Source organism: Methylobacterium sp. C1 (assembly GCF_001854385.1).
In the GTDB taxonomy this organism is placed as follows: Bacteria; Pseudomonadota; Alphaproteobacteria; order Rhizobiales; family Beijerinckiaceae; genus Methylobacterium; species Methylobacterium radiotolerans.
Genome location: NZ_CP017640.1, coordinates 4282836 through 4307972 on the forward strand (window position 1 = coordinate 4282836; position 25137 = coordinate 4307972).

The 25137-nt window shown below is 72.3% G+C and carries 23 protein-coding genes; 8 read left to right on the plus strand and 15 right to left on the minus strand.

Features of this window, described 5'->3' with window-relative positions; translation table 11 throughout:
- The first annotated feature begins 122 nt into the window (after nt 1-122).
- Nucleotides 123-857: a lysophospholipid acyltransferase family protein gene (locus BKE41_RS19805; protein ID WP_043074271.1), complete on the plus strand. Its 735-nt coding sequence runs from the start codon at nt 123-125 to the stop codon at nt 855-857.
- A 12-nt stretch (nt 858-869) separates the two neighbouring features.
- Here the strand turns inward: BKE41_RS19805 and BKE41_RS19810 are convergent, their stop codons facing one another.
- Both BKE41_RS19810 and BKE41_RS19815 read right to left on the minus strand, forming a co-directional pair.
- Nucleotides 870-1778 carry an outer-membrane lipoprotein carrier protein LolA gene (locus BKE41_RS19810; protein WP_024829146.1) on the minus strand — a complete coding sequence of 303 codons (909 nt, stop codon included), beginning with the start codon at nt 1776-1778 and terminating at the stop codon, nt 870-872.
- Nucleotides 1779-2055: 277 nt separating this feature from the next.
- Nucleotides 2056-5352 carry a DNA translocase FtsK gene (locus BKE41_RS19815; protein ID WP_071000014.1) on the minus strand — a complete coding sequence of 1099 codons (3297 nt, stop codon included), beginning with the start codon at nt 5350-5352 and terminating at the stop codon, nt 2056-2058.
- A gap of 442 nt (nt 5353-5794) precedes the next feature.
- Between BKE41_RS19815 and BKE41_RS19820 the strand changes: the two genes are divergently transcribed.
- From BKE41_RS19820 to BKE41_RS19830, 3 genes are all read left to right on the plus strand, one after another.
- Nucleotides 5795-7894 (plus strand): NAD(+) synthase, encoded by a 2100-nt coding sequence (locus BKE41_RS19820; RefSeq protein WP_071000015.1) that lies wholly within the window; start codon nt 5795-5797, stop codon nt 7892-7894.
- Between the two features lie 115 nt (nt 7895-8009).
- The gene (locus BKE41_RS19825) at nt 8010-8240 is read left to right on the plus strand and encodes a hypothetical protein (protein WP_012320685.1); all 231 of its coding nucleotides are present in this window, start codon (nt 8010-8012) and stop codon (nt 8238-8240) included.
- Between the two features lie 378 nt (nt 8241-8618).
- A complete protein-coding gene (locus tag BKE41_RS19830) occupies nt 8619-9029 on the plus strand; it encodes a PilZ domain-containing protein (RefSeq protein WP_012320686.1) in 411 nt (136 codons plus the stop codon).
- A 16-nt stretch (nt 9030-9045) separates the two neighbouring features.
- On the opposite strand, the gene BKE41_RS19835 is transcribed toward BKE41_RS19830, so the two are convergent.
- A complete protein-coding gene (locus BKE41_RS19835) occupies nt 9046-9483 on the minus strand; it encodes an HIT family protein (protein ID WP_024829143.1) in 438 nt (145 codons plus the stop codon).
- A gap of 161 nt (nt 9484-9644) precedes the next feature.
- Here BKE41_RS19835 and BKE41_RS19840 point away from each other — a divergent pair, with 161 nt between their 5' ends.
- Entirely contained in the window at nt 9645-10604 is a 960-nt protein-coding gene (locus BKE41_RS19840) for a cation diffusion facilitator family transporter (protein WP_071000016.1), read from the plus strand.
- Nucleotides 10605-10638: 34 nt separating this feature from the next.
- Here the strand turns inward: BKE41_RS19840 and BKE41_RS19845 are convergent, their stop codons facing one another.
- Nucleotides 10639-11598, minus strand: a complete 960-nt coding sequence (locus BKE41_RS19845; RefSeq protein WP_071000017.1) for a LysR family transcriptional regulator — start codon at nt 11596-11598, stop codon at nt 10639-10641.
- A 107-nt stretch (nt 11599-11705) separates the two neighbouring features.
- Here BKE41_RS19845 and BKE41_RS19850 point away from each other — a divergent pair, with 107 nt between their 5' ends.
- Nucleotides 11706-12440, plus strand: coding sequence for an SDR family oxidoreductase (locus BKE41_RS19850; protein ID WP_071000018.1), 735 nt, complete (start codon nt 11706-11708; stop codon nt 12438-12440).
- Between the two features lie 33 nt (nt 12441-12473).
- Complete coding sequence (locus BKE41_RS19855; protein WP_029361192.1) at nt 12474-12872, plus strand: nuclear transport factor 2 family protein; 399 nt, start codon at nt 12474-12476, stop codon at nt 12870-12872.
- Between the two features lie 26 nt (nt 12873-12898).
- On the opposite strand, the gene BKE41_RS19860 is transcribed toward BKE41_RS19855, so the two are convergent.
- The 7 genes from BKE41_RS19860 to BKE41_RS19885 form a co-directional block, all read right to left on the minus strand.
- Nucleotides 12899-13753 carry an SDR family oxidoreductase gene (locus BKE41_RS19860; protein WP_071000019.1) on the minus strand — a complete coding sequence of 285 codons (855 nt, stop codon included), beginning with the start codon at nt 13751-13753 and terminating at the stop codon, nt 12899-12901.
- A gap of 10 nt (nt 13754-13763) precedes the next feature.
- Nucleotides 13764-13943: a DUF1328 domain-containing protein gene (locus BKE41_RS19865; RefSeq protein ID WP_010685332.1), complete on the minus strand. Its 180-nt coding sequence runs from the start codon at nt 13941-13943 to the stop codon at nt 13764-13766.
- Between the two features lie 136 nt (nt 13944-14079).
- On the minus strand, nt 14080-15459 hold the full coding sequence (locus BKE41_RS19870; protein ID WP_012320693.1) for a chloride channel protein: 1380 nt from the start codon (nt 15457-15459) through the stop codon (nt 14080-14082).
- A gap of 119 nt (nt 15460-15578) precedes the next feature.
- Nucleotides 15579-15878, minus strand: a complete 300-nt coding sequence (locus tag BKE41_RS30415; protein ID WP_085985358.1) for a hypothetical protein — start codon at nt 15876-15878, stop codon at nt 15579-15581.
- A gap of 281 nt (nt 15879-16159) precedes the next feature.
- Entirely contained in the window at nt 16160-17548 is a 1389-nt protein-coding gene (locus BKE41_RS19875; protein ID WP_012320695.1) for a deoxyribodipyrimidine photo-lyase, read from the minus strand.
- A gap of 606 nt (nt 17549-18154) precedes the next feature.
- Nucleotides 18155-19567 (minus strand): phosphatase PAP2 family protein, encoded by a 1413-nt coding sequence (locus tag BKE41_RS19880; RefSeq protein ID WP_024829137.1) that lies wholly within the window; start codon nt 19565-19567, stop codon nt 18155-18157.
- A 134-nt stretch (nt 19568-19701) separates the two neighbouring features.
- The gene (locus tag BKE41_RS19885; RefSeq protein WP_244413111.1) at nt 19702-20835 is read right to left on the minus strand and encodes an ABC transporter substrate-binding protein; all 1134 of its coding nucleotides are present in this window, start codon (nt 20833-20835) and stop codon (nt 19702-19704) included.
- Between the two features lie 147 nt (nt 20836-20982).
- Between BKE41_RS19885 and BKE41_RS19890 the strand changes: the two genes are divergently transcribed.
- Nucleotides 20983-21552, plus strand: coding sequence for a protein-tyrosine-phosphatase (locus BKE41_RS19890; protein WP_071000020.1), 570 nt, complete (start codon nt 20983-20985; stop codon nt 21550-21552).
- Between the two features lie 15 nt (nt 21553-21567).
- On the opposite strand, the gene BKE41_RS19895 is transcribed toward BKE41_RS19890, so the two are convergent.
- The 4 genes from BKE41_RS19895 to BKE41_RS19910 form a co-directional block, all read right to left on the minus strand.
- Nucleotides 21568-22704 (minus strand): branched-chain amino acid ABC transporter substrate-binding protein, encoded by a 1137-nt coding sequence (locus BKE41_RS19895; protein WP_012320699.1) that lies wholly within the window; start codon nt 22702-22704, stop codon nt 21568-21570.
- A 163-nt stretch (nt 22705-22867) separates the two neighbouring features.
- Nucleotides 22868-24037 carry a polysaccharide biosynthesis/export family protein gene (locus BKE41_RS19900; RefSeq protein WP_024829136.1) on the minus strand — a complete coding sequence of 390 codons (1170 nt, stop codon included), beginning with the start codon at nt 24035-24037 and terminating at the stop codon, nt 22868-22870.
- Nucleotides 24038-24309: 272 nt separating this feature from the next.
- The gene (locus tag BKE41_RS19905) at nt 24310-24597 is read right to left on the minus strand and encodes a hypothetical protein (RefSeq protein WP_071000021.1); all 288 of its coding nucleotides are present in this window, start codon (nt 24595-24597) and stop codon (nt 24310-24312) included.
- Nucleotides 24598-24740: 143 nt separating this feature from the next.
- The gene (locus BKE41_RS19910) at nt 24741-25025 is read right to left on the minus strand and encodes a DUF3072 domain-containing protein (protein WP_012320702.1); all 285 of its coding nucleotides are present in this window, start codon (nt 25023-25025) and stop codon (nt 24741-24743) included.
- Nucleotides 25026-25137: the final 112 nt, after the last annotated feature.

Below are 25137 nucleotides of genomic sequence, written 5' to 3' on the forward strand. Positions count from 1 at the left end.
AGCCGATTTCGCGGCCCGCGACAGTCCGCTCACCGTTTGCCGGGCGAAAGGCCGTGCGCGATCGACCGGCAGGCGCTATGCCCGGGCCCTGCCCTGTCCCGGGCCCCTCGTCGAGGCCCGCCATGGCACATGCCCGCTCGCTCCTGTTCGCCGTCTACTGGGCCGCCTGGACGACCCTGTTCCTCGCGCCGCTGGCGATCTTCCTCCTGTCCGGATCGCCGCAGCGGCCGATCCGCCGGGCGACGCGGCTCTGGGCGCGCGGGATCCTGGGCGGGCTGCGGCGGATCGTCGGGCTGCGCTACGTCGAGGAGGGCCGCCAGCACCTGCCGGACGAGCCCTGCCTGATCGTCGCCAACCACCAGTCGACCTGGGAGACCCTGGCCTTCCTGGTCCTGGTGCCGGACGTGGCGATCGTCGCGAAGCGGGAACTGCTGGCGATCCCGGTGGTCGGCTGGTTCCTCCGGCGCTCGCCGATGATCGTCATCGACCGGGCCAGGGGCACCCAGGCCCTGCGCACCATGATCGACGGCGGTCGGGAGGCGGTCGCGGCGGGCCGGTCGGTGCTGATCTTCCCCGAGGGCACCCGCGGCGCGATCGGCGAGCCGCTGCGCTTCAAGCGCGGCGTCGAGTTGCTCTACGGCCGGCTCGGCCTGCCGGTGGTGCCGGTGGCGCTCAACTCCGGCCTGTTCTGGCCCGGGGGCGCGGCGACCCGGTCCGGCACGGTGGTGGTGAGCTACCTCGCCGCCCTGGCTCCCGGCCTGCCGACCGCGGAGTTCCTGCACGGGACGGAAGGCGCGATCGATCGGGAGTTGAACCGGTGGCGGCCCGGCGGCGCGGCCGGGCTCGGCGCCTCCTGAGGGGCGCCCCCGTCACTTCTGCGATTGCTGGATCTGCTGCTGCATCGCCTTGTCCTCGGAGCGCCCGTAATTGATGAAGAACAGGCTGCCGTCGACGCTCTTGCCCTTCTGCAGGTTCGAGAGCGTCACCGTGGTGACGTAGCCCTGCGGGTCGGTGATCCGCCACTGCGACAGGGTCTTCATCTCGGCATCGAAGAACAGCTGGATCTTCGAGGTGCCGCCCAGGGTGGCGCGGTCCTCCAGGCTGATGCGGACGCTGCCCGGATCGCTCGCCACGTCGGTGACGGTGAGATCGCGGGCGAGGTCGATCTTCTCGCGCAGGAGGAATTTCAGCGGCGTCTGGGCGATGAAGTAGAGGTCCTGGGTGTTGAGCTTGCGGTCGCGCACCGCCACCGAGGTCCCGTCGGCGACCACCTCCAGGGGCGAGGGCTGGTCGTAGTCGAAGCGCAGACGGCCGGGCTTGGCGAGCGTCAGCTTGCCGCCGATCCGGCGGCCATCGGCGCCGATCTGCACGAAGTTGCCCGACAGGGTGTTGATGCCGTTGAAGTAGGCGTTGGCCTGCGCCAGCAGCGTGGCGGGATCGGCCGAGTCGCCGGTGACGATCGCCGCCGGGGCGCCCACCGCCGCGACCTTCGGCTCGGGCGCCTTGTGGTCCGCCTTGTCGCTCGCCTTGTCGCCACCCTTGCCGGACTTGGCGCTGCCGGGCTTCGCCTCCTTGCTCGCCTCCTTGGCCTTGGGCGCGGGCTTCTTGGCCGGCGCCGGCGCCGCCGGGGCGGCTTCCGGTTGTGGAGCGGGCTCCTCCTTGTGGCCGAACAGGCTGTCGATGAAGGCGCCGACCTGCGCGTGGGCCGGGTTGGCGGTCGCGAGCCACAGCCCGGCGGCGATCACGGAGCCGGCTGTGCGGATGCGGCGGCCGATCATCGGCAGAATCTCCTGGGGCACCGCGGGCAAGCTCCGGCGGCAAACGGGGCGGAACATAAGTTGGCGGGCTGCCGCAGACGTCTCGGTGCCCCTTCGCCCTCGCGAGCGGAGCGAAGCAATCCAGGTGCGCCGCGCGCGTCGACGTCGCGCTGCCCTGGGTTGCGTCGCTCCGCTCGCGAGGACGGGGCGGGTTTCGCAGGCCCTGTAGAACCCCGGCCTGTGGCGAAGATGCGACGCCCGGGCCGCCGCGCAGGGGGGCGGCCCGGGACGGAGCCTGTCACTCGTCGTCGTACATCCCGGCCGAGCTGTGCGTCGCCCCGGCGACCAGGATCTCGCGCTTGCCGGCGTGGTTGGCCGGGCCGACGATGCCCTCGATCTCCATCCGCTCCATGATGGAGGCGGCGCGGTTGTAGCCGATCTGCAGGCGGCGCTGGATGTAGCTCGTCGACGCCTTCTGGTCGCGCAGCACGACCTCGATCGCCTGCTTGTAGAGGTCGTCGGACTCGCCGCCGGTCGCCGCCGCGAAGGCGCCGATGTCGAAGACGGGGGCCTCCTCCTCGGGCTCGTCGGACCGCTCGGCCTTGTCGGCCGCGGCGGCCTTGGAGCCCCGGCCGGACCGGCCGCCCTCCTTGGCGGGCTCCTCGGGGGTGTCGTCGGCGGTGACGGCGTCGAGGTAGCTGGGGCGGCCCTGGCGCTTGAGGTGGGCGACCACGCTCTCGACCTCGCTGTCCGAGCAGAACGGCCCGTGCACGCGCGTCGTGCGCCCGCCGCCGGCCATGAACAGCATGTCGCCCTGGCCCAGAAGCTGCTCGGCGCCCATCTCGCCCAGGATCGTGCGGCTGTCGATCTTGCTCGTCACCTGGAAGCTGATCCGGGTCGGGAAGTTCGCCTTGATCGTGCCGGTGATCACGTCCACCGACGGCCGCTGCGTGGCCATGATCAGGTGGATGCCCGCCGCCCGCGCCATCTGCGCCAGACGCTGGATCGCCCCCTCGATGTCCTTGCCGGCCACCATCATCAGGTCGGCCATCTCGTCGACCACGATCACGATGTACGGCAGCGGCGCCAGGTCCATCGCCTCGTCCTCGTACACCGCCTCGCCGGTGTGGCGGTCGAAGCCGGTCTGGATCGTGCGCGTGATGGTCTCGCCCCTGTCGCGGGCCTCCTTCATGCGGGCGTTGTAGCCGTCGATGTTCCGGACGGCGATCTTGGCCATCTTCTTGTAGCGCTCCTCCATCTCGCGCACGGCCCACTTGAGGGCGATGACCGCCTTCTTCGGATCGATGACCACGGGGGAGAGCAGGTGCGGGATGCCGTCGTAGACCGACAGCTCCAGCATCTTCGGGTCGACCATGATCAGGCGGCACTCCTCCGGCTTGAGCCGGTAGAGCAGGCTGAGGATCATGGTGTTGATCGCCACCGACTTGCCCGAGCCGGTGGTGCCGGCCACCAGCAGGTGCGGCATGCGCGCGAGGTCGGCGATGATCGGCTCGCCGCCGATGTTCTTGCCGAGGCACAACGCCAGCTTGTGCTTGCTCTCGGCGAAGTCGGCCGACGAGAGGAGCTCGCGCAGGTACACCGTCTCGCGGGTCTCGTTCGGCAGCTCGATGCCGATGACGTTCCGGCCGGGCACGACCGCGACGCGGGCCGAGACCGCCGACATCGACCGGGCGATGTCGTCCGACAGGCCGATCACGCGGCTGGACTTGGTGCCGGGGGCGGGCTCGAGCTCGTAGAGGGTGACGACCGGGCCCGGCCGCACCGCCAGGATGTCGCCGCGCACGCCGAAATCCTGGACCGTCTGCTGCAGGTTGAGGGCGTTCTGCTCCAGCACGTCGGCGTCGACCTCCTCGCTGCCGCCCGGCGCCGGCAGGGCGAGCAGTTCGAGCGACGGCAGCTCGTAATCGGCGTTCTCGATCGGCGCGATCTCGAGGTGGCGGCCGGCGGGGATCAGGTGCGCACGGGGCGCCACCAGGGGGACCGACGCCGGCGCGGGGGCCGGCAGCGCCGGGACCTCGACCGCCTCGACGGCAGCCGCGGCCGGCTCGGCCTCGGCCTCGACGTCCGCCTCGACCGGCTCCGGCTGCGGCGCCAGCTTGCCGCGGAGCAGGACCGGACGCGGCGTCATCGGGATCACCACGCGCTCCACCTCGGCGCGCGCGGCGACCGAAGCGGCAGAGACCGGGGCGGGAGCGGGTTCGGGCTGGGCCGGTGGCGCCGGCGGGACGACGCTCGGCTGACCGGCCGCGCGGATCGCCGCCCGGGCCGCCATGGCGCTGAGAGCCGGCGCGCGGCGGGGCGCCTCGGACACCGGCGTGGCCGGAGGCTCGGCCGCGGCGCTGCCCGGGCCGAAGACCAGGGACAGGCCGGACGCGGCCGTCGGCGCGACGGGCGGCAGGAAGGCGCTCCGAATCGTGGCGGCCTCCTCCATCCGCGGTCCGGCCTCCGTCCCGTTATCCTGCCCGTCGGCCGGGCGCGGCGGCTGGTCGAACCGGACGAGCCGATCGAGCACGTAGACCGGCCGCGGCGGCAGCGACCGCAGGTGCGAGACGTCGAGCGGCATCGAGACGAAGCGCTCGTCGGACGCCGCCGGCGCCGCGACGGCGGCCGGGGTCGGCGCGACCTCGGCGGGCGGCGCCTCCAGGGCCGACCAGGCATCGACGGACGACCAGTCGCCGCCGTCGAACCAGGGCTGGACCTCGGACCAGTCCGGCAGGTCCGACCAGTCGCGGGCCGGGGCCTCGGCGACCGTCTCGACCAGCGCGGCGGCGACCGGCGCGGCCGCGACCGGAGCGATCGCCGCCGTGGAGGCGGTCAGCTCGACCGCGGGCCGGACCGGGCGGCGGTCCGGCGTGCGGAAGAAGCGGACGCCCGGCGGCGCGACGAAGGGCTGGCGCCACAGGGGCACCGGCTCCGCGTCCGGCGCCGAGGCTTCGGGCAGCGCCGGCACGGGCGCGGCACGCTCGGCCTCCTCGGCGGCGACCCGCGCGCGCTCGATCCGCTCCCGCTCGGCCTCCTCGCGGGCGGCCCGCTCGGTCTCCAGGGCGAGAGCGGCGGCCTGCGCCTCGGCGCGGGCGCGCTCCAGGGCGACGCGCTCGGCCTCCAGGGCGCGCTGGCGGCGCTCCTGCAGGACCGAATCGGGGGTGCGGGTGTAGCGCACGGCCGAGGGGGCGGCGGCCGGAGCCGACGCGTGGACCGGGGCCGCGACGTGACCGGCGACATGTCCAGCGGCTGGAGCTGCGGCCGGCGCGTAGTCGGGGGCGATGGCGGCGGGACGGCGCGGCTGGCGCACCAGCACGCCCGGCGAGGAGGCGCTGCGGTCGATCCGGCTCTCGAGGGCCGGACCGTCCAGGACGTCGAGGCTCGCCCGGTCGTCGAAGACCTGGGCCGGCCAGTGCGGCTCGGGCGCCGCGGCGCGCGCGGCGCGCTCGGAGCCCTCGCGGCCGACCATCGCGCCCGGCGGGGTGAGCCAGCTCGGCTCCGCCCGGCGCCCGGGCGCGCCGTAGGACGGGCGGGCGGGCAGGCCGGCGGGAGAGCCGGAGAGGCGGCGGGTGAGGCTCGCGCGGAGCGCCATCAGCCGGTGCGCCAGGGCTCCCAGGGAGAGGCCCGAGCGGTCGCCGCCGCGGACAGGGCGGGCGGGGTCACGGTGGGAGTACGGAGGCCGTCCCGATGCGCGCATGGGTTCTCAGACGATACTCGAAACAGGGATCCGCCGACGCGCGGCGGCTGTTCCTGAGTTAGGCCATTCGTCGTTAATGGAGGCTTGCCACCGGCCGCGGCGCGGAAACCATGCGGGGCGATCGGCCCGGCCATCCGGCCGGACCCCGCGTCGCCGCGACCGCGCCGTCACCGCCTCCGGGGCCGGTTTGGCCGCGGAATCACGAGGGAACGTCGCGCGATGTACCGGAAATCGAGATCTGGTCCCCGAGGCGCCGCGGCGCGGTCTCTCGGGATGACGTCGAGAACGGGCTAGAGTGCGGGCAGGCTCCGCGCCCCCGACAGTCCGCATCCCCTATATGACCCGCAGCCACCCCTCATCCGGACAGGTGCCCGTGTCTCCAGCCACCTCCGAATCGCCGGCGCGCTTCCGCTCCCTCTATCGCCACGGTTTCGCCCGGGTCGCGGCCTGCACCGGCCGCAGCCATCCGGCCGAGCCCGAGCGCAACGCCGACGTCATCCTCGACCTCGCCCGGACCTGCCACGATTCGGGGGCGGCGCTGGCGGTCTTCACCGAGCTCGGCCTCTCGGCCTACGCGATCGAGGACCTGCTCTTGCAGCAGACGCTGCTCGACGCGGTCGAGGCCGCCGCAGCCCGGGTGATCGCCGAATCGGCCAATCTCCGGCCGCTGCTGCTCGTCGGCGCGCCCCTGCGCTGGCGACACCGCGTCTACAACTGCGCGCTCGCCATCCAGGGCGGCGGCCTGCTCGGCGTCGTCCCGAAGACATTCCTGCCGAACTACCGGGAATTCTACGAGAAGCGCCACTTCGCCTCGGGCGCCGGGATCGCCGGCGAGACCGTCCGGGTCGCCGGTCGGGACGCGCCGTTCGGCACCGACCTGCTGTTCCCCGCCGAGGACCTGCCGGGCCTCGTGGTCGGGGTGGAGATCTGCGAGGATCTGTGGGTGCCGGAGCCCCCCGGCATGCGCGCGGCGCTCGCCGGCGCCACCGTGCTGGCGAATCTCTCGGGCAGCCCGATCACCGTCGGCCGGGCCGAGTCGCGGGCGCTCCTCTCCCGGGCGGCCTCGATGCGGGGCGCCTGCGCGTACGTCTACGCGGCGGCCGGCCAGGGCGAATCGACCACCGACCTGTCCTGGGACGGCCAGACCAGCATCGACGAGCTGGGCGTGCGCCTCGCGGAGGGCGAGCGCTTCCCCGAGAAGCCGGTGACGACGCTGGTCGACATCGACCTCGACCTGATCGCCCAGGAGCGCCTGCAGGCGGGCAGCTTCGACGACGACGCGCGCGGCCACACCCTGCCCTATCGCCGGGTGCCGTTCCGGGTCGGCCCGCCGGAGGCCGATCTCGGCCTGATCCGGCGGATCGAGCGCTTTCCGTTCGTGCCGGCCGACCCGTCGCGCCTCGCGCAGGATTGCTACGAGGCCTACAACATCCAGGTCGCCGGCCTCGCCAAGCGCCTGGAGGCCACCGGCACCCGCAAGGCCATCATCGGCGTCTCGGGCGGCCTCGATTCGACCCACGCGCTGATCGTGATCGCCAAGGCGTTCGACCGCCTCGGCTACCCGCGCTCGGACATCCTGGCCTACACGCTGCCGGGCTTCGCCACCTCGAACGCGACCAAGACCAACGCCCACGCGCTCATGAAGGCGCTGGGCTGCACGGCGGCCGAGATCGACATCCGCCCGGCCGCCAAGCAGATGCTCGCCGACATGAACCACCCATTCGCCAGGGGCGAGGCGGTCTACGACGTCACCTTCGAGAACGTGCAGGCGGGCCTGCGCACCGACTACCTGTTCCGGCTCGCCAACCACGCGGGCGGCATCGTGGTCGGCACTGGCGACCTGTCGGAGCTGGCACTCGGCTGGTGCACCTACGGCGTCGGCGACCAGATGAGCCACTACGCCGTCAATGCCGGCGTGCCCAAGACGCTGATCCAGCACCTGATCCGCTGGGTGATCGGCAACGGCGAGGTCGGCGCGGCCGAGGCCCGCACCCTCCAGGCCGTCCTCGACACCGAGATCTCCCCCGAGCTCGTGCCGGTGGACCAGGACGACAGCCCGCAGAGCACGGAGGGCACGATCGGCCCCTACGCGCTGCAGGATTTCAACCTGTTCTACACGCTGCGCTACGGGTTCCGGCCCTCGAAGATCGCCTTCCTGGCGCTCCACGCCTGGGGCGACCGGGAGCGCGGCACCTGGGCGCCGGACTTCCCGGAGACCAAGCGGGTCGCCTACGATCTCCCGGAGATCCGCCGCTGGCTCGGGGTGTTCCTGACCCGCTACTTCGGCTTCAGCCAGTTCAAGCGCTCGGCGCTCCCGAACGGGCCGAAGGTCTCGGCCGGCGGCTCCCTGTCGCCCCGGGGCGACTGGCGCGCGCCCTCCGACGGGTCGGCGCGGATCTGGATCGACGAGTTGAACCGAAACGTCCCTGAAACTTGACCGTCACAAACTCGACCGATTGTGCCATTATGAGCACGGTCAAGCCGATTCTTCGCAATGCAAGATCTTGTATTGGGAAAATTGGCTTCGAGGGCGGCCAGGCGGAGGACTTCGGATGCGAAGCTACAACCTGTTCCAGCTCAAGGGCGAGGAGGGCCTCTGCTGCGCGGTGCCGGAAGCCAGCACGGTCCCGCCCTTCATCGGCGCGGGTCGCTGGACCTTCGGCGGCAAGCTCTGCGACGGCAGCCGGCAACCCCTCGACTTCGACGGGCGGGCCGCCGACACCGCAGTGCGCTTCAACGGCTTCTACCTGTTCCAGACCGTGGACCGGCGCTTCATCGCCTGAGCAGGATGCGGCCGTCGCGCGTCGTCTCCGGCGGGACGCCCCGGGGCTCAACCCTGGCGCGCGGGCGGAGCCGCGCGTCCGGACCGATCACGCGCGATCCGACGGCCTCCGCTCCCGGGAGCCCCGACAGGCCCCCACCCCGCCCGTCACGGCGCGCGGGACGCCGGCGGGATGATCGGCGCGGAGACGACATTACTGAAGTCATCGGGCGTAAGTCGGACCGGCCCGGGACGCGGACTCCCTTTCCCGGAATCGTGGCGGCGGCCCGTCATCGGTCTCGAGCCCTGTAGCGGGCCTCGACTCGGCGATCGCGACCAAGATTCCTTAAGGGCTGGCGTGCAGGTTTCGCGGAACCGTCAGCTGTCCGGAGCCGCCCGCATGTCGGAGCACCGCCGAGAGACGCGCCAGAGGGTCTTCCTCAAGGGGCGCGTCGTCTTCAACAACGGGTCGTCGAGCCTCGACTGCCTGGTGCGCGACATGTCCCCCACCGGCGCGCGCCTCGTGATGAGCGAGGCCACCACGCTCCCGGACGCGTTCGATCTCTACATCCCCCAGAAGGACCGGACCTACCGGGCCACCCTGCGCTGGCGCCGTGAGGACGGCATCGGCGTGACCTTCGAGGTGCCGGCCCGGGCCGGCACCGCGCCGGCCTCGCCCGATCCGGCTGCGACGGACGCCTCCGTGACCCTGTTGCTGAAGCGCATCAGCGAGCTCGAGACCGAGAACGCCGCCCTGCGCCGGCTGCTCGCCAGCATGGCCCAGTCGGGCGATTCGGCGAGCGCGGCCTGAGTCCCGGGCCTGAGCGTCAGGCCTGAGACTCGAGCGCCGCGCGGATGCGCGCGGCGTGCTCGGCGAGGACCGCGTTGTCGGCCATCCCGCCCTCGTGGCGCTTCAGCGGCACGCCCTCGCGCCGCGGGATGACGTGGACGTGCAGGTGGAACACGGTCTGGCCGCCGGCCGGCTCGTTGAACTGGAACAGGGTCAGACCCTCGGCCCGGAAGGCGGCCTTCACGGCGCGGGCGACCTTCTGGACGCTCGCCATCAGCGCGGCGAGCGAGTCCGGGTCGGCGTCGAGCAGGCCGCGGGCCGGCGCCTTCGGGATCACCAGCGTGTGGCCCTCGCCCTGGGGCATCACGTCCATGAAGGCCAGGGTGTGGGCGTCCTCGTAGACGCGGTGGCAGGGGATCTCGCCGCGCAGGATCTTGGCGAAGATGTTGTCGGGATCGTAGCGGGCGTCGGCCATGCTGCCTCCGGGACTCCTTGAGCGGCCGCAGGTTGCACGGGGTACCCGCCCGCGTCCACACGGGAACAACCGGCCCGCCGCGACGCTTGCATCGCCGCGGCGGCGGCGCCGTGCCGGGGTCCGACGGCCCGGCGTCCCACAGACCGCGCAGGGAGTTCCGGATGGCGCACGAGAGCACGGGAGCGATCTACGCGGCGGCGGGCGCCAACCTCGCCATCGCGGCGGCGAAGTTCGTGGGCGGGGCGCTGACAGGCTCGACCGCCATGCTCGCCGAGGGCGTGCACTCGGTGGTCGACACGGCGAACCAGGTGCTGCTCCTCGTCGGCATGAAGCGGGCCAAGCGCCCGGCCGATGCCCGCCACCCGTTCGGCTACGGTCGCGAGATCTACTTCTACGCCTTCGTGGTGGCGCTGATGATCTTCCTCGGCGGCGGTCTGTTCGCCGTCTACGAGGGGATCGAGCGGGTCCGCCATCCCGAGCCGGACGTGGATGCCGAGCTGTTCGGCTACCGGCTGCCCGGCCTCTGGGTGAACGTCGCGATCCTGGGCTTCGCCATCGCGGCGGAAGGCACGTCCTTCTTCGTGGCGATGCGCCAGTTCTGGGCCGAGAAGGGCAAGCACTCGGCCGTGCGGGCGATCCGGCGTAGCAAGGATCCGACCCTGTTCACGGTGCTCGCGGAGGACACCGCCGCCCTGATCGGCCTGCTGATCGCGCTCGCCGGTGTGGCCCTGTCCCACCTTCTGGAGATGCCGAGCCTGGACGGCTGGGCGTCGGTCGGCATCGGCCTCGTGCTCATCGGCATGGCGGCGTTCCTGATGGTCGAGACCCACGGATTGCTGATCGGCGAGGCGGCCGATCCCGAGGTCGTCGTGGCCATCTCGGAGCTGGTCCGCGCCGAGCCGGGCGTTCTCCACGTCAACGAGGTGCTGACCCAGCACCTCGGCCCCTCCGACATCCTGGTCAATCTCAGCATCGACATGACCGACGATCTCAGCGCCGGCGAGGTCGAGAGCCTCGTCACGCGCCTCGACCGGGCGCTGAAGGCGCGCAGCCCCGACGTGACCCGGGTGTTCATCGAGATCCAGCAGCAGGGCGATCATTCGGTGCGGGCGGCGGCCTGAGCACGCCCGCCTCGCCGGCGAGTGCGGATCTCTGTCAGGCATCCTCCCCGCGCATCGGCGGCGGCGGGCGCACGCCGTCCCAGGGGGCCGGCGACGGAAACACCTCGTCGAGGAAGGCGAGGAACGCCTTCACGTTCGGATTGCCGCGCCGGCTCTCCGGCCACAGCGCCGTGAAGACCGAGCGGTCGACCGCGAAATCCTGCAGGACCGGCACGAGCGCCCCCCGGGCGACGTGCGGCGCGGCGATGTAGGTCGGCGAGATGCCGATGCCGCCGCCGGCCACCAGCACCGCCGCGACGGCGTCGCTGAAATCCGCGACGATGCCGGCATGCGGCGTGAACTCGATCCGGCGGCCGCCGACCTGGAACGGCCAGCGCAGCGCCTGGCCCGTGCTCTGGAAGCGGAAGTTCACGCAGTCGTGGTGGGCGAGGTCGTCCGGGTGCCGCGGCGTGCCGCGCCGCGCCAGGTAGACGGGCGCGGCGAAGGCGCCGAGCCGGTGCGGGGCGAGGCGCCGCGAGACCAGCCGGGAATCCGCGAGTTCGCCGACTCGGATCGCGACGTCGATGCCCTCCTCGATCAGGTCCACGAAGCGGTCGCTCAGGCGCAGGTCGACCGACAGCTTCGGATGGCGGGCGCGGAACCGCGGCAGGGCCGGCCCGAGCAGGTGCACACCGACCGGGATCGATGCCGCCACCTTCAGGGTGCCGGCAGGCTCGGAGCGCGCCGCGACCGCGGCCTGCTCGATCGCCTCGGCCTCGCGCAGGAGTCGCAGCGCCCGCTCCTGCAGGTCGCGCCCCTCGGGCGTCAGTGTCAGCGAGCGCGTCGTGCGGGTGAAGAGGCTCACGCCGAGCCGCGCCTCCAGCCGCTGCACGCTCTTGCTCACCGCCGAGGGCGAGATGCCGAGGGACCGGGCGGCCGCCGAGTAGCTGCCGAGGGAGGCGGAGCGGGCGAAAGCGACGATGCCCGTCAGCCGGTCGAGGCCGATCTGTTCCATGACGGCATGACTGAAACGAATTGCGGCCCGATTATCAAGGCGAAGGCGCCGCTCCAATCTTGTGTCCCTCGCCGCCACCCTGGCGCCGAGCGGCAAGGTTTCCCGCCATGTTTCCCGCCCTGAGCAGCACCCTCCAGGACCGCAGCGTCGTGGTCTTCGGCGGCACATCGGGCATCGGCCTGGCGGCCGCCCGCCAGGCCAAGGCCGCGGGTGCGGCGGTCATCGTGGTCGGCCGCGACGCGGCGGGCGCCGAGCGCGTCGCGGCGGAGAACGGCTTCGCCGGCTGGCGCGCCGCGGACGTGACGCGGCCCGACGCAGTCGCGGCCGCCCTGGCCGATATTCCCCGCGTCGATCACCTCGCGCTCCTGGCCGGCACCTTCGTGGCCGGCAAGATCCGCGAGGCCGAGGTCGACCACTTGAAGCGGGCCTTCGACGAGCGGATCTGGGCCGCGGTTCACGCCCTGCGCGCCCTCGGCGACCGGCTGGCCGGCGACGGATCGGTCACGCTCATTTCCGGCGCCCTGGCGGACCGCCCGAGCGCCCAGGGGACCGCCGTGCTGGCGGCGGCGTCGGCCGCGATGGAGGCCTTCGCCCGCGGCCTTGCCCTCGAACTCGCACCGGTGCGGGTGAACGCGCTCTCGCCGGGCACCACCGACACCCCGCTCCTGGCCCGCACGCTCGGCGCCCACCGCGACGCCTACGTGGCCGGGCTCACCGAGAGGCTGCCGCAGCGACGCCTCGGCACCGCCGAGGAGGCCGGCGCAGCCGTCGTCTTCCTGATGGGCAACGGCTTCATGAACGGCGAGACCCTCCACATCGACGGCGGCGGCCGCCTGATCTGAGCGGCCGATCGCCCACGTCGAAGGAGAAGCGCGATGTCCGACATCACGGCGGCCGTACCGGCGGCGGAGCCCGACCACGACCGGCTGCTGCGTGCCAACCTGGAACGGGTCTTCAACGAGCGGGACGCCGTCGTGCGGGCGGCCGCCCTGGACCAGCTCTACGTGGCCGAGCCGATCCTGTTCGAGCCGGACAATGTCGTGCGCGGGCGGGCGGCCATCGGCGCGGTCGCCGGGGCGCTCCTGGACCGGTTCGGGCCGACCTTCCGCTTCAGGCCCGTCGGCAGGGCTGTCGGGCACCACGGAATGGGATCGCTGCGCTGGGAAGCCGGCCCGGAGGGCGGGCCGATCGCGGTCACCGGGACGGACGTCGCCGAGATCGTGGACGGCAGGATCGGACGGCTCTGGGTGCTGCTCGACCCGCCGGTCGCCTGAGACCGGCGCCGCGAAACGGTCGGGCGTCAGTCGCTCCGGCCCACCTGCCGGAGGCTCAGCGCCCAGAGCCGCTCCTGGACGGCCTCGTCGCGGCTCTCGGCCGAGGAGACCTTCGGTCGCCCGTGGGAGAAGTATCGGCCGGTGACCCCGTCCAGGCCCGGATCGCTGGCCACGCGGAGGGAGGTCCGCGCGCCCTTCTCGGGCGTGATCAGGAACGGCCGCATCAGCGCCCAGGCCGCGCCGAGCAGCCCGCCGGTGTTCTTGGCGAAGCCGGTATTGACCACCCCCGGATGGACGGCGTTCACCGTGATGCCGCTGCCCCGCAGCCGTCGGGCCAGCGCGTAGGTGAACAGCACGTTCCCGAGCTTGGCCTGGGCATACGCGCCCATCGCCCGGTACCGCCGGGCGCCCTCGACGTCGTCGAAGTCGATGTGCCCCCGGTAGTGGGCCGCGGAGGCGACGTTGACGATCCGCGGCTTCCCGCCCGTCGCCGCCGACTCCTTCAGCGTGTCGAGCAGTTCGAGGGTCAGGAGCACGTAGCCGAGATGGTCGAGCGCCCAGGTGCGCTCGATCCCGTCGACGGTCAGGGTGCGCCGGTCGAAGATCGCGCCGGCATTGTTCACTAGAACGTCGAGGCGCGGATAGGCCGACCGCAGGGCCCCGGCGAGCCGGCGGATCTCGGCCTGCGCGGACAGATCCGCGCGGTGCGGCTCCACGGCGGCGCCGGGCACCGCGGCGCGGATTCGGTCGGCGCAGGCCTGCAGCTTCCCGGGGTCCCGCCCGACGATGGCGACCCGCGCGCCGAGGCGCGCGAGGCCGAGGGCCGTCTCGTAGCCGATGCCGCCGGTCGCCCCGGTGACGAGGCAGACCGTGCCGCGCACCGCGCCGGCCTCAGAACACCGCCTGGCCGACCGCGAAAGCGATGACCACGATCACGATGGCGATGAGCAGGAACAGGCCGAACAGGATGCGGGCCAGCGAGCCGGCGCCGGAGGCGATGCCGGTGAAGCCGAGACCGCCGGCGATCAGCGAGATCACGAAGCAGATGAGGGCCCATTTCAGAAGGGTCATGGCGTCACTCCGGCTGCGCCCCGGCGCGGGGCCTGATGCTGCTGCCTCAACCGGCGCCAAGCGAGACCGTTCCGCGGATTCCGGCCCGGTCCGCTTTTATTCTTACCCGCGCTCGGTCGCGCGGGTCGCGGCGCGGTCAGCCGGTCTTCGCCACGGGCTGCGCCGGCACGTCGGCGCGCTCGAGCATGATCTCCGCCAGGGTGTGGTAGAGGCCGCCCCGGCAGATCGCCTTCGAGGCCGCGTCGGCCAGCAGGGCCGCGACCATCAGGGGGATTACCATCGCGTGGTTCTGGGTCATCTCGGTGACGATGACGAAGCTGGTGATCGGCGCCTGCAGCACGCCGGTCAGGTAGGCCACCATCCCGATCAGCACGACGGCGCCCACGGGCATGCCCGGCAGGAGGCCGTGGACCGTGCCGCCGAGGCCGGCCCCGACCGCCAGGGACGGCGCGAACAGGCCGCCCGGGATGCCGCTGATCGAGCTCAGCACGGTGGCGGCGAATTTCAGGGGCGCGTAGGTCCAGCCGGCCGCCGCGTCGCCGTGGAGGATGGCCTTGGCCTCCTCGTAGCCGGTCCCGTAGGCCGCGCCCCCGGAGGCGAGGCCGCACAGGGCGACGCACAGCCCGCAGGCCGCCGCGAAGATCACGGGCCGCTTCCGGATCGCCCGTCCGGCCGCGCCGGGCAGGCCGCGGGCGAACAGGATCACCAAGCGGCTGAACAGGCCGCCCGCGAGGCCGCCGACGACGGCGACGAGCGGGACGATCCAGCCGGCCGCCAGCGGCAGGGCGGCGTCGGTCGTCCCGAAATAGGTATAGTTGCCGAGGAGCCCGAGCGAGGTCAGGCCCGCGGCCACGATCCCGGCCACGATCAGGCCGGAGGAGCGCGCCTCGTAGGCGCGTCCCAGTTCCTCGATGCCGAACACGATGCCGGCGAGCGGCGTGTTGAAGGCCGCCGCGACGCCGGCGGCGCCGCCCGCGAGGAGGAGCCCGGGCAGGCGCTCGGGGGTCAGGCGGCCGAAGGCGGCCATGATCGCGGCGCCGACCTGCACGGTCGGCCCCTCGCGGCCCGCCGAGGCACCGCAGAACAGGCCCAGGAACAGGACCAGCACCTTGCCGAAGGCCACGCGCGGCGAGATCAGCGAGTAGCGGAAGCCGGCATCCCGGGCGTGGCGGGCGGCGATCACCTGCGGGATGCCCGAGCCCTGCGAGTTCGGGAAGACCGTGAGGGCGAGGAGCGCCGCGAGGGCGAAGCCCGCGGGCGTCAGCACCAGGGCGATCAGCGGCGACGGCGCCGTGAGCCGCCGGAACCCGTCCTGCGCGAGGTCGGCGCCCTTGGCCATCAGCACGGCGGCGAGGCCGACGCCGATCCCGCCCACGAGGAAGAGCAGCCGCCCGCGCCAGAGTGGGTAAGCCTCCATCGAGGCCGACCGCAGGCGCATGATCGAGCGTCGGTAGCGCGACCGTTGCGGGGGCGGGGCATCCGTCGTTTCCCGCACCTCGTCCCGCTTCTCGACCATGAAAGAGCACCTCGTCCGCGCAGTCGGAGCGGACGCTATAGCGCAACGGTCAAGGAAAGACCCCCTTCGCGGGACGGCCGGAGGCCGGCACCCGCGTGCCGGCCCCGCCGCTCACCCGATCACCACCTGTGGTGCCAAGCGGCCCGATGCCAGCCGCCGTGGTGGTGCCAGCCCCAGGGGCGGTGCCAGCCCGCGTGGCGCCAGCCCCACCGGTGGCGCCAGCCCCAGGGCCGGTGCCAGCCGTAGACCACCGGCCGGGCGTAGTAGACCGGGCGGTACGCGTAGGGGCGCCAATTCGGCTTGCACCAGCCATACCAGCCCCGGTGGAAGCCCGGGCCGCAGCCCTGGGCGGCTTCCGCCGTCCCGGCCGTGGCGGTCAAGGTTCCGAGTGCGAGGAGTGCTGCGCCTGCCAGCTTCATCCGCATCGTCGTCCTCCTTTCAGTCGCGAGCAGAGCGATGATCCGGCCCCGGTCCGACCGAGTTCTCACCGGATGCGATCCGGCTGTTTGCGATGAGCCGGAAGTGCGCTCGAAACATCCGAAGCCCGGAAAGCGTTTCTTCACAAACCTGTGCGCGCGAACGACTTCGCCTCCGCACCCGCGAGCGTCGCGATACCTTGCCGACGGCTTCGGTCATCCCGTAACGATTTCGCGCGCGTCGCGGCGCCCGTGCGGCAGCGCACGGACGCGTCGGTCCCGCCTCAGACCTCCGCGGCGCAGAGCCTCTCAACCGCCCGCACATACGCCTTGGCGTCGAACTTCTTGAGCGAGTTCTCGCTCTGATAGCGGACCGTGCCGAAGATCTTGCGCTTCTGCCAGGGCCGGTCGTGCAGACCGTACACCCAGGCGACGTTGGTGAAGGAATTCGGATCGCGCCCGTCGAGGAAGTAGCGGTTGTTCAGCCGGAGCGTCCGGGCGAAGCCCTCCCGGGGGGACGGGGACCATTCGAGGATCTTCTTGCCCCAGTACATCCGCAGCTGGTTGTGCATGTAGCCGGTCTCGCGCATCTCGCGCATCGCGGCGTTCCAGTAGCGGTCGTGGGTCTCGCCGGCGGCGAGCTGCGCTTCCGAGTAGGCGTGGGGGCGCTCGTCCCTCGCGTGCTCCGCCAGGGTCTTGCGCGCCCAGTCCGGCACCGCCCTGTCGTAATCGTCGTAGCCCTCCGTGTAGTAGACGTGGTTCATGGCGAGCTCGCGCCGGACGATCAGCTCCTCCAGGTAGGCGCCGCGGTCGTCGGAATCGCCGACCTTGGCTTCCCGCACCGCCAGGGCGATCTCCACCGGCGAGATCTGCCCGAAATGCAGGTACGGGCTCATGTGCGAGGCGGCGGCCGCCTCCGGCATGTTGCGCCCCGCGCCGTAGCCCGAGAACCCGTCTTTCAGGAACGCCTTCAGGCGCTTGCGGGCCTGCGTCTCGCCGCCGGTGAAGCGCCTCACCGGGCCGACCTCCCGGTCGAGGGTCATCCCGGCGAGTACCGCCTCCGGATCGGAGACGTCGATCGCGCTCTTCAGCGTCAGCCGATCGGCGGAGTGCTTCACCCTGCGGGGCTTCAGCGGCGCGAGGAACGGGTCCCACAGCCGGTTCAGCTTCGGCCGCAGCGTCCGGGCGGCGTACTCGTGCTTCGGCGAGGCCGTCTCGACCGGCACGACGACGTCGCCCTCGACCTGGACGATCCGCGTCTTCACCGCCGCGGCGATCTCCCGGTACCAGCCCTTCTGGATCGCGAGGTAGCCGCGGTCGAGCACGAGGAGCGCGGCGTCCTCGGCGAGGGCGATGGCGATCTCGGCGGGCGAGCACTTGCGCATGACGAAGCCGACCCCGCGCTTCTCCAGGCCCGCCTTCGCATCCGCGAGACCCTGGAGCAGGAAGGCGTAGTGGCGGGCATTGGCTTCGGGAAAGCCGCTGGCGCCGTCGAGCAGGCCGAAGCAGGCGACGACCGGCAGGTCGAGGCGGTTCGCCTCCTCGATGGCGAGTTCAAGGGCCGGATTGAACGTCGCCCGATTGGCCTGCTGCAGGAGATACAGGACGTAGGCGCCGTCTCCGCCCGGCTCGACATCGTTGAGGATCCGGACCCGCTCACCCTGGATCGCCATACTCACCTGCCCCTTGCTTGGCGCGTCGCGCCGAACCTTGGCTGGAGAAGGTAGAGCGGGCGGGAATTTCGTCCGTCCGGACGGGGCGGATGAAAAGCCGCAGTCGAGAATGCGGGCCGAACTCCGGCTCGATCCGCCAGAACACCGTCTCATCAGGGACTTGCGGGAGGATCGATCGCGCCCTGCCGGGGCAATGCAGGTTTCGCTCGCGCGCGACAGTCTGCGACATTTTCAACACAGGCCGGCGGGGATGCGTGCGCGGACGCACGAAAGGACAGCCCTGCTGTCCTGATGCTCTTGAATTTTCCATCCGGGAGCGCAGATTGTGCAGCGCGGGAAGGCGATGGCGTCGCCCTCTCGCAGCCCTTCTTGGGCGTTTCCTCCCTAGACTTCGGGCCGCTCCTTCGGGAGTGGCCTTTTTTCTGTCCGGAGGATGCGGAGGCCCGCCCCCTCTCAGACGGCGCGAAGGCGCGCGCCGATCCGCACGTTGGGCGCCTCGGCCCGCGCGGGATCGGGCGACGCCGCCCCGTCCGGCCGCCTCGGCGGGCAATCCTTCCCGCCTGCGAGCCGCCGCACGGGGGCCGTCGGTCGCCGCGTGGGGGCGCGTCAGCGCGTCGCGCCGGCCCCCGCCCGGCTGGCCGCCAGCGCGGCGGCCTTGCCGGCCGCCGTGTAGAGGTCGAGGCGCGCGTAGACGCCGAACTCCGAGCCGTCGTCGAGGAAGCCGCCGCCCGGGCCCTGCGTCTCGGTGAGGATCGCGTTGGCCTCGTCCAGCGTCAGCGCCGGGAACGCCGCGGTCAGCAGGTGGCCGGCCTCCGGCGCGACCTTGCCCACATCCTCCCGCCGGCCGGCGGTGTCCGGATGGACCACCGGCAGGCCGTAGGTCTGGGTCGCCGCGTAGAAGGCTGCGTTGGCGGCCGCGTCCTTGAACCGGCCCGTATCCTTCGCCGCGCAGGCCGCCACCGTGTCGCCGCAGCCGGCCTTCAGCGCCTCCGTCATCGCCGCGCGCGCCTCCGTCAGGAGCGCCCGGTAATCCGTCACGCCGACCGTCTTGTCGGCCTCGGCGGACGCCTTGTCGAGGACGGCCGGATTCTTCCGGATCTGGCCGACATAGGCCGGATCGTTGGCGAGCAGGTGCGCGAGGGCGTGCAGCGAGGTCGCCCGGCCGCCCAGCACGTCCATGGCGTAGTGGGCGCCGACGATGATCCGGTCGTTGCCGTACTCGGCGGCGCGGGCGACCATCTGCTGGTAGCGCTCGGGCACGAGGAGCGCGAGCACCATGGACTCGGTGTAGCCGTAGGTGGTGTGACCGCTCGGGTAGGACGGGCTGTTCACGAGGTCCTGCGAGGGGCCGCGCAGCCAGTCGAGGCTGTCGGACGCATCGCCGAAATAGTCCTTGCCACGATAAGTGAGGAGGCGCGGCAGGGTCTGGAACGGCCGCGAATTGCCGTAGCGGTCGGCGCCGGGGCTCCCGGCCGGCCGGTCATAGGCCTTGCCGAACACGTCGGTGACCGCGCCGTTCGACAGGATCGCGGCGGCCTCCTCGGAGACCGGATGCTTGCCGTTCGTGGTGGCGTTGGCGAAGAAGTACTTGCCGGAATTCGAATCCGACTTGGTCACGTTGTTGGTGTAGCCGATCAGGTTGGCGACCGCCGGCGCGATGCTCGTGAAGGTCTTGTAGTCGCTGTAGGTCGCCTTGGCGTGGTAGGCCTGGGCGAGCGTGGTGCCGAGGCCGTCGGCGAGGTTGGCGGCGTTGCCGTCGGTGATGAAGCAGTCCCGCAGGGCGAGCTGCTGCTGCTCGGGGAACGGCAGGAGCGTCGGCTGCTTGAGCTCGCCGGTCTGGATGTCGCCGGTGACCCGCAGGTTCGCGTCCAGCGCCGCCTTGCCGTCGGGCGTGGCCTGCAGCCGGGCCACCGGGACCAGCCCGCGCAGGGCCGACAGGTTGGCGGCCGACTGTGCGAAGGCCTGGAGCGGCAGGGCCGCCCCGAGCAGCGCCAATCCGACCCGCAGCGTCCCGAACATGCAGCCCTCCCCTCGCGGATGCCGTGCCGGACGCTAAGGCCGTTCCCGATCGCGTTGCAATCGGGCGCGCCCCCGACGTCCCCATCTTTGACGGACCCGCGGCGCCGAGCCGGCCTCCCGCGGCGGCGCGCGCCTCAGCCCCGCGCCCGGGCGCGGATCATGAAGTTGTCGTAGGTGTACTCCGCCACCTGGAACCAGAGGTACTCCTCGTTGCGGAAGGTCCGCATCGCCTCGTAGACGCGGCGGAAATCGGCGTTCTTGGCGGCCATCTCGGCGTAGACGTCGTTGGCGTTCTTGAGGGCGGCCTCCATGACGTCCTGGGGGAACGGCCGCAGCTGCGCGCCGCCGGCCACCAGCCGGCGCAGGGCCTGCGGGTTGCGGGCGTCGTACTTCGCCTGGACGTCGGCGCCGACCTCGGCGGCCGCGGCCCGGAGGATCCCCTGGTAGGATTTCGGCAGCGCCTTCCACTTCTCGGCGTTGAACCAGAAGTGCAGCATGGCGCCACCCTCCCAGAAGCCGGGATAGTGGTAGATCGGCGCGACCTTCTGCAGGCCGAGCCGCTCGTCGTCGTAGGGGCCGATCCACTCGGCGGCGTCGAGCTTCTTGCTCTCCAGGGCCGCGTAGATCTCGGGACCCGGGACCGCCTGCGGCTGCACGCCGAACTTGGCGAGCACTTGCCCGCCCATGCCGCCGATCCGGAACTTCAGCCCCTGCAGGTCGGAGAGGCTCTTGATCTCGCGGCGGAACCAGCCGCCCATCTGGGCGCCGGTGTTGCCGCCCGGCAGGCAGACCAGCCCGGCCTTGGCGAAGACCTCGGCGAACAGTTCGGCGGCGCCGCCCGCCTGCCACCACGCGGCGGCGCCCCGGGCATTGAGGCCGAAGGGCACCGCAGTCGCCAGCGCGAAGGTCGGATCCTTGGCCATGCCGAGGGTCGCCGGCCCGTGGCCCATCTCGACGGTGCCGGCGGCCACGGCGTCGAGCAGGCCCTCGGCCGGGACCGGCTCGCCGGGCCCCTGAACCTGGATCTGGAAGCGCCCGTCGGTGGCCTCCGCGACGATCCGGCTGAGCGCCTCGGGCGCACCGTACAGGATGTCGAGGGTCTTGGCGTAGGCGGAGGACAGCCGCCAGCGCAGCTCCGGGGCGGATTCGGCCCGGGCCGGCGCGGCGAGCGGACCGGTGAGCGCCGCGGCCGCGCCGAGGCCGGCGGTCAGCACGCTGCGGCGCCGCGTCCCGGCCGCGGGGGATCGCGCGAGGTGAGGTTCGTCCAACGGCATCTCGTCCGATCAGGTCCGGCCCGGCCGGGCCGGATCGGGGGTCGCAGGTAGCACGTGCGTGCCGGTTCTCGAAAGCCGCGGGCGGCCGGGGCAGTTCCGTCGCGCCTCGAAACCGGCCCGCGCCCGTGCTAGGCGCCCGGGATGCGCACCGAGCCCGCCGTCACCCTGCACACCGTCTGCGGCCTGGAGGAGCTGGCCGGCCACAGCGCGCGCGGCGTGAGCCACGTCCTGTCGCTGCTCGATCCCGGCACGTCGGAGCCCGCGGCCTTCACCGCCTACGGCGCCCACGCCCGCACGACCCTCCGGTTCCACGACTGCCTCGGTCCGGGCGAGGGCCTCGTCCCGCCGGAACCGGAGCACGTCGCGGCGATCCTCGATTTCGGGCGGTCCCTCGATGGCGCCGGCCATCTCCTGGTCCACTGCCATTACGGCCTGTCGCGCTCCACCGCGGCGCTGCTGACCCTGTTCGCGCAGGCCGAGCCGGACGCGCCCGCCGCCGCCCTGGTGGAGCGCCTCCACGCCCTGCGCGAGCCGGCCTGGCCGAACGCGCGCATGATCGGCTTCGCCGACGCGATGCTGGACCGGGACGGGGAACTCAGCGCGGCGGTGCGGCGGCTGCACGCCCTGCAGTTGCGGGTCCGCCCGCATCTCGCCGAGCTGCTGCGCGGGCTCGGCCGCGGCGCGGAGGTCGACGCCGCGCAGGCCCTGTGATGAGGAGCCCACCCCTCACTTGCCGGCCGGCGTGAAGCTCCCGTCCTTCCATACGTAGAGCACGTAGCCCTGCGCGGTGACGTCGCCCTTGGCGTCGAAGCCGACGGTGCCGAGCACGAGATCGAAGCGCTCGGTGTGCAGCGCCTGCGCGATGGGCCTCGGCTCGGTGGAGTGGGCGAAGTTGCCGGCCGCCACCAGGGCCTGCATGGCCGCGTACCCGTAGATCGTGGAGCCGGTGGGATCGACGCCCTCGGCCTTGAAGGCCTTCACGACGGCCGCGGCGGCGGGCTGCCGGCTCGGGTCGAGGTAGAAGGTCATCAGAACGCCGTTGCTCGCGGACCCGGCGATCTTGGCGAAGTCCGGCGTGGCGATCGCCGAGGTGCCGAACCATTGGGGGCGGAAGCCCCGGTCCGCCGCGATCTTCACGAGGCGGCCCATCTCGGCGGCGTCGCCGCCGTAGTAGACGACCTCGATCCCCGCGCTCTTGAGGCGGTCGGCCAGGGCGGCGTCGTCGGCGTCGCTCGGCGAGAACGACAGGAACAGCGCCTCGTTCACGCCGATGCGGTTGAGGTTGTCCTTGGTGGCGGCGGCGAGGCTGCGGGCCGCCGGCGTCTGGTCCTGGATCAGCGCGATCTTCCGGTCGCGGAACCGCTCGGCCAGCACGGCGGCGGACAGGCGGGCCTGATCGTCGTCGCGGCCGCAGACCCGGAAGATGTTCGGCAATCCCCGGTCGGTGAGCCGCGCCGCCACCGAGGCCGCGGTGATCATCACCACCCCGTTCTGCGCGTAGATGTCGGAGGCCGCGATGGAGGCGTTCGAGCAGACATGGCCGACGACGAGCCGGACGTTGGACCGGACGAAGTGGTTGGCCACCGCCATCGCGGTGTTCGAGTCGCAGGCATCGTCCTGCACGTCCAGGGTCACGGGCTGGCCGTCGAGGCCGCCCATGGCGTTGGCGTCCCGGGCCGCGGCCTCAACGCCGCGCAGGACCTGCTCGCCGACCGCCACGTAGGGGCCAGACCGCGGAACCGCCACGCCGATCACCACGTCGGCCGCCGCGCGGGAGGCCGGCAGGAGCGCGAGACACAGGCTCAGGGCGATCAGCGCGGGCCGGAGCGGCCCGCGGGCGGGGACGAAACGTCCGATCTTCATCGGGCTCTTCTGGGCATCCTTGCGCGACACGTCGGCGCGACGGCGGATGCGGCTCCGTAGCCTCGATCCCGCCCCGCACCCAGTGCCCATACGCGAGGACGCGCCGAAACGCGATTTTTTTCCGCGGCGGTCCTCTGGGCGACCCGGTGCCTGATTCCGGTGCCTACTTGGCGTAGGCGTAGGCCGTCGCCGCGGAGGCGACCGGTCCGGTGACGCCGTTGAAGGCGGTGAGGACCTTCTGGACCTCGGTGAAGGGCGCGTTCGACACGTAGATCAGGTCGCGGTTGCGCATCCGGAACGCCTGCGACACGAACAGGCTGTTGGGGTCGCGCATGTCGATCCGGTAGACCACCGGCACCAGAGGCGTGCCGAGCAGCTTCGAGCCGGGGCTGAGACGACGCACGACGCTGGCCGGCTCGAACCGGAAGATGAAGGTGCCGGCCGGGTCGGCGGCGAAGTCCGACAGGCCGCGCGCCTTGGCCAGCGCCTGCGCCAGCGTGATCCCGTCGGCCTGGAACGGCAGCTCGGTGCTGTTGCCCAGCGCGCCCACCGCGATGAAGGTCTGCGGGTCGCGCACCAGGGTCAGCACGTCGTTGGGCCGCAGGTAGATGTTCTCACGCGGGTTCGACACCACCGTGGTCAGCGGCACGGTCGCGGTCACCGGCCCGCGCGAGAGCCGCACGAAGGTCTCGTTGACCGGCGCGCGGTTGCCGCCGGCGGCGGCGATGACGTCGAGGATGCGGTCGCCGTGGCCCGAGAGCGGCAGGCGGGCGCCGGCGGCGCCCTCGCCGGTGACGGTGACGGCCTGGGAGATCGGGCGTGTGACCGAGACCAGCACCTGCGGCTGGATGGCCTTGCCGGCGAGCTCGTTCTCGATGAGCGCCTGGACGTCCTGGGTGCGGCGGCCGGCGACCTTGATGCGGCCGGCGTAGGGCACCGAGATGGCGCCGTCGCGCCCGACGGGCTGCTCGGGGATGAGGGCGGACTTGGAACCTGCGGAGAAGCGGTCGGCGACGAGGGGCCCGGAGAACAGGCCGCCGGACCCGGCTTCCCAGATGGAGACCGAGACCATGTCGCCGATGCCGATGACCGGCTCGGAGGAGGGGCGGTGGTCGCCGAAGGAGGCGAGCAGGCTGTCCAACGGCCGGCCGCGCAGGGCCTCGACCACGGAGGGAGTGACGTCGATGATCTCGTAGCGGGCGAGCAGGCCCCCGTCGGCCGTGGCGACCTCAGCCCCGGCCTGGATCGCGCTCGCCGTCGGACCCGCCGCGGGCAGGTACGTGCAGCCCGACATCGCCGTGACGGCGAGCAGGACGAGGGGAAGTTTGCGCATCCAGATGTTGCCCATCGGTATTGCCGAGCCCGTGCCTAGCCCATAGCGGCCCAGGTGTCCGTAGCGGGTGAGCCACACTCCGCCCGCCACGGCCGAGACTGCTAAGTCATCCTCGTTAAGCACAGCTTTTTCGGGGCACTGGAACGACAAATGCCGGGCGTATCGCCCGCGGCCGAAATATCGGGACACAAATCCGGACGCTGTCGGCGGTAACGGATCTGCCGATCGACGCCCAGGGCCGGCCGGACCGGGCGCGATCCGCTCGCTGCCCGTCACTGCCCCTGGGTCACCGCCGCGGTGATGTCGCCGTAGACGGCGCTGACGCGGGATACGTAGTAGCGGATGCTGCCCACCGCGACGATGAAGATCAGGCCACCGAGCAGGGCGTACTCCGTCGCGGTGGATCCGCGGAGGTCGCGGGCGAACCGTGCGGCCGCGGCCCGGATCCGACCCGACGGGGCGGACGCCGCCCAGGATCGCACAGCGCGCAGCCCCGCTCCGTCGCCGCCCGGCTCTTCCATGGTCGAACGCGCCTTCCAGTCCCACTGTCCGCGTGACATCACGCGCTCCGAACGCTGGTACCCGAGCCCGATTGCCGCCGGCTTAACGAAGTGTTCGAAACAGGGGATCGGGCCGAGTCCGGGCGGGATAGGCACCGCCCGGCACGGTGACGGGGCGCCCGCGAGGGCGCGCCCGTGACGGCTCAGGCGTGGCCGGCCTTATGGCGCAGGTCGTCGATCCGCTTCGAGGCCTCGGCCTTGTCGAGGTCGGGGTCGAACGCCTTCGGCTCCTTCGCCTCCTCCGACAGCGTCTTCAGATAGGAGGCCTGCGCGCCGGTCATCGGCTCGCCGCCGGTCGTCCACTGGTCCGGATCCTTGATCTGGTTCGACACGTCCTTCGGGTCGGTCTTGGGGTTCTCCGGCGCGTCCTGGCGCGCTCCGGAATCCCGGCCCGCCTTCGAGGTCGCCTTCGCGGTGGTGGTGGCCATGCGACTGATGTTCCCTGATTGTTCGCGTTCTGGGGCATCAACGCGGCCGGCCGCGCCCCGGTTCCTGCGGCCGCGGCGGCGCCGTCGGGCGCGGCGATCTTCCCTTCCTCGC

Coding starts and splice junctions, on each gene's coding strand:
- BKE41_RS19805 (WP_043074271.1), top strand. CDS start 123: ATGGCACATGCCCGCTCGCTCCTGTTCGCCGTCTACTGGGCCGCCTGG.
- BKE41_RS19810 (WP_024829146.1), bottom strand. CDS start 1,778: ATGATCGGCCGCCGCATCCGCACAGCCGGCTCCGTGATCGCCGCCGGG.
- BKE41_RS19815 (WP_071000014.1), bottom strand. CDS start 5,352: ATGGCGCTCCGCGCGAGCCTCACCCGCCGCCTCTCCGGCTCTCCCGCC.
- BKE41_RS19820 (WP_071000015.1), top strand. CDS start 5,795: ATGACCCGCAGCCACCCCTCATCCGGACAGGTGCCCGTGTCTCCAGCC.
- BKE41_RS19825 (WP_012320685.1), top strand. CDS start 8,010: ATGCGAAGCTACAACCTGTTCCAGCTCAAGGGCGAGGAGGGCCTCTGC.
- BKE41_RS19830 (WP_012320686.1), top strand. CDS start 8,619: ATGTCGGAGCACCGCCGAGAGACGCGCCAGAGGGTCTTCCTCAAGGGG.
- BKE41_RS19835 (WP_024829143.1), bottom strand. CDS start 9,483: ATGGCCGACGCCCGCTACGATCCCGACAACATCTTCGCCAAGATCCTG.
- BKE41_RS19840 (WP_071000016.1), top strand. CDS start 9,645: ATGGCGCACGAGAGCACGGGAGCGATCTACGCGGCGGCGGGCGCCAAC.
- BKE41_RS19845 (WP_071000017.1), bottom strand. CDS start 11,598: ATGGAACAGATCGGCCTCGACCGGCTGACGGGCATCGTCGCTTTCGCC.
- BKE41_RS19850 (WP_071000018.1), top strand. CDS start 11,706: ATGTTTCCCGCCCTGAGCAGCACCCTCCAGGACCGCAGCGTCGTGGTC.
- BKE41_RS19855 (WP_029361192.1), top strand. CDS start 12,474: ATGTCCGACATCACGGCGGCCGTACCGGCGGCGGAGCCCGACCACGAC.
- BKE41_RS19865 (WP_010685332.1), bottom strand. CDS start 13,943: ATGACCCTTCTGAAATGGGCCCTCATCTGCTTCGTGATCTCGCTGATC.
- BKE41_RS19870 (WP_012320693.1), bottom strand. CDS start 15,459: ATGGTCGAGAAGCGGGACGAGGTGCGGGAAACGACGGATGCCCCGCCC.
- BKE41_RS30415 (WP_085985358.1), bottom strand. CDS start 15,878: ATGAAGCTGGCAGGCGCAGCACTCCTCGCACTCGGAACCTTGACCGCC.
- BKE41_RS19875 (WP_012320695.1), bottom strand. CDS start 17,548: ATGGCGATCCAGGGTGAGCGGGTCCGGATCCTCAACGATGTCGAGCCG.
- BKE41_RS19880 (WP_024829137.1), bottom strand. CDS start 19,567: ATGTTCGGGACGCTGCGGGTCGGATTGGCGCTGCTCGGGGCGGCCCTG.
- BKE41_RS19890 (WP_071000020.1), top strand. CDS start 20,983: ATGCGCACCGAGCCCGCCGTCACCCTGCACACCGTCTGCGGCCTGGAG.
- BKE41_RS19895 (WP_012320699.1), bottom strand. CDS start 22,704: ATGAAGATCGGACGTTTCGTCCCCGCCCGCGGGCCGCTCCGGCCCGCG.
- BKE41_RS19900 (WP_024829136.1), bottom strand. CDS start 24,037: ATGCGCAAACTTCCCCTCGTCCTGCTCGCCGTCACGGCGATGTCGGGC.
- BKE41_RS19905 (WP_071000021.1), bottom strand. CDS start 24,597: ATGTCACGCGGACAGTGGGACTGGAAGGCGCGTTCGACCATGGAAGAG.
- BKE41_RS19910 (WP_012320702.1), bottom strand. CDS start 25,025: ATGGCCACCACCACCGCGAAGGCGACCTCGAAGGCGGGCCGGGATTCC.